The following is a 2,830-nucleotide window of genomic DNA, read 5'->3' as shown; positions in this document are numbered from 1 at the left end:
CCACGTGCAGCTCCTCCGCACCGGCACCAGGGGTCCCGGAGCGGGAGGGGGGTGCCCCGGCGGGAGCCACCGCGGGGCAGGCGTAGCTGACCCGCACCGAGCGCCGTGAGCGGCGACCAGTAGGCGCTCGGCTATCTGGCACCTGTGCCCCGATTCGGCCGACTCTCCCGAAGCTGCGTAGGCCACCCAGCCCCGGCCTTTGCGGAAATACATACACCGTCCCCTAAATTCGGGGGCGGTGTATGTATTTCCGCAAAGGCCGGGGCGGGGTGGCCTACGCAGCTTCGGGAGAGTCCGCCCGATCGGGGTTCAGGTGCCAGATAGGCGAGCGCCTACTGGTCGACGCTCACGGCGCTCGGTGCGGGTCAGCTCCGCCTGCCGCGCGGTGGCTGCCGCCGCGCTACTCCCCTTCCTGTCCGGGCTCGCTGAGTCCGTAGCGGCGTAGCTTCACGTAGAGACTCTGGCGGCTCAGACCCAGAAGCTCCGCGGCGCTCGCGCGGTTGTCGCCGGTGAGCTCCAGGGCTGCTTCGATGCAGAGGCGTTCGATCATGTCCGTGGACTCGCGGACCACTTCCTTGAGCGGCACGCGGCCAACCAGCTCGGTCAGGTGCTCGATGGAGCTCGGCAGGGCGCGCTCGCCGCCGCCGTCGGCGGAAACGCGCCGGTCGACGTTGCGGATGATGAAGCCGAAGCTCGGCTGGTCGCCGTTGTGGATGGACACGGCGGAGATTTCCACCTCGCTGCTGGCACCGAGCTCGGAGCGGATCTGTGTCGCGAAGAGGCGCACCGCTCCGTGTTGGCGCAGGTTGGCGATGAGCACGTTCAGGTCCACGCCGGGTCGGCCGAGCCAGCGGTCCAGTGACTCGCCGCGGGCCTGGTCTTCGCTGTTGATCTGTGCCAAGTCAAGGAAAGCGCTGTTGGCGCTTAGGATGCGCCCATCCTGGCCGGTGAGCACGATACCGTCCGGCGCCTTCTCCACCATGCGGGCGAGGCGCGAGCGCGGTTCCGGGGCCGGCCGGCGCTCGCCGTCGGTCTCTATCGGCGATAGTCGCAGCAGGATCAGCGACGCGCTCTCCTGACGTACCGGTGCGCCGCTCACTTGGAACTCCGTGCCCGCACGCAGGCGGGCGCGCACATCGTTGGCACGGCCGGCGGCGCGGATGCCGGCGATGAGCGACTGGATGGCGCGGGTGCCGTCCTCGTCGAAGCCCTCCGGAAATGGCCGCCCAACGAGTCGCCGAGAGTCCGCGGCGAGCAGCAGCGAGGCGGCGGGGTTGGCCTCCACCACCTTGCCGGTGTCCGGATCCATGATGAGAATCGCATCGGACGCCGAGCGGAACAGCAGACGATAGCGCGTCTCGAGCTGGCGCAGACGCCAGTAGTCACGCTCCAGGGACTGCTGCGCATCCACCAGACGCTGCTGCAGCGACGCGATGCCCTGGAGGTTGCGGCCCACGGCCATCAGGTGCCGGGCATCGAGGCGAACCACCAGATAGCGCACGGGCAGCTCGACACCGGCGCGGGAGATGTGGCTCACCTGCTGCCAGGTGGCGGCGGCCAGGTCGGTGCTCGCCTGTTCCAAAAGCTCCTGAATGCGTGGTCGGCTCTCGGTGCTGACGGTGTCAGCCCAGCGCTGGCCGATCCAATCCCCTCCGACCTCTGAGGAGAGCTCGTCGCTGCCGTAGGCAAGATCACGGATAGTGCCTTCGCCGTCGAGGATGATCGCTATGTCCGTGACCGCGGCGAGCAGTGCCGCCATCGTGTCAGTGCCGATGTCGCCAAGGGCCGCCTGCGGCGCGTCGAAGGGCTTCACGAGTAATCTCGATCCCGTGCTGGCCGCCGGGCGGCGCGGCGGGCAACAGACCCACGGCCCCCGGGGCGGGCTACCGCCGGTCGGCCTGATCCAGGTCAGCGGGCCGACGCTGCGGCACGTGCGCAGTTCCATAACCGCGCAGTTTATAAGGAAATTCGGCCGCAGGCGCGATGAGGATGCAATGTGCCGGTTCGGCGCGGTTTCGGGCCGTTCGCGGACATCTCACGCGCAAGCGCGCTTCGGTGCGGCGACACCCTCTATTAGTTAGACGCCAACCAGGGGAATGTCAAGTTCGGTTTACGTTAAGCCGAGTTGACAGGCGCGGGGAAGGGGACTAGATTCCTGAGTACACCGAGGCACGCTCAGTCAATGAGAGGGGAGGGTAATGCGTCAGCGCCCCGCGCGGCATGACCGGTATCAACCGCTGTATACGCCGGCGGAACGTGAACGTCGTGACAACACGGCGTGGACGCTTGTGCAGGGCGTGCTGGCGCCGCTGCAATTCTTGGTGTTTCTGGTCAGCCTGGTACTGGTGCTGCGCTATTTGGTCAGCGGTGCAGGGGAGACCGCTGCAACGGTGTCTGTCGTCATCAAGACGCTGATTTTGTACACCATCATGATCACCGGCTCCATCTGGGAGAAGGTGGTCTTCGGTAAGTGGCTCTTCGCGCGCCCCTTCTTCTGGGAAGACGTCTTCAGCATGCTGGTGCTGGCGCTGCACACGGCTTATCTGGCGGCGCTCTTCACCGGTTGGCTCGATGTGCGTGGGCAGATGCTGCTGGCGCTCGCTGCCTATGCGGCATACGTCATCAACGCGACCCAGTTCCTGCTCAAGCTGCGCGCTGCCCGGCTGCAGCAGGCGCGCCTGGCCGCCGCCGGCCGGCCACCGGCCGCGGCGGTGGGAGGCGCCGGGTGAGCAGCGCCGGCCCCCCCCCCGCCGCCGACGCCCAGCGCTGCCAGGCCCCCCCCCGCCCCCCCCTCCCGGTGCTTCGCCAGCGCGGCCCGCGCCCCGGGTTC

Annotated in this window: 2 protein-coding genes; one reads left to right on the top strand and one right to left on the bottom strand. The window is 68.2% G+C overall.

The genetic code is table 11. The features are described 5' to 3' along the window. Nucleotides 1–400: 400 nt before the first annotated feature. Nucleotides 401–1,813 carry a transcriptional regulator PpsR gene (gene ppsR / locus I6U14_RS03905; protein WP_296897022.1) on the bottom strand — a complete coding sequence of 471 codons (1,413 nt, stop codon included), beginning with the start codon at nucleotides 1,811–1,813 and terminating at the stop codon, nucleotides 401–403. A 385-nt stretch (nucleotides 1,814–2,198) separates the two neighbouring features. Between ppsR and bchF the strand changes: the two genes are divergently transcribed. Beyond that, nucleotides 2,199–2,729, top strand: coding sequence for a 2-vinyl bacteriochlorophyllide hydratase (gene bchF / locus I6U14_RS03900; RefSeq protein ID WP_296897020.1), 531 nt, complete (start codon nucleotides 2,199–2,201; stop codon nucleotides 2,727–2,729). The last annotated feature ends 101 nt before the right edge of the window (nucleotides 2,730–2,830 follow it).

Origin of the sequence: Thiohalocapsa sp., from assembly GCF_019695415.1 — a bacterium.
Taxonomy (GTDB): domain Bacteria; phylum Pseudomonadota; class Gammaproteobacteria; order Chromatiales; family Chromatiaceae; genus Thiohalocapsa.
Note: the sequence above shows the minus strand (reverse complement) of the source record. Positions and strands in the feature narration are given on the sequence as shown.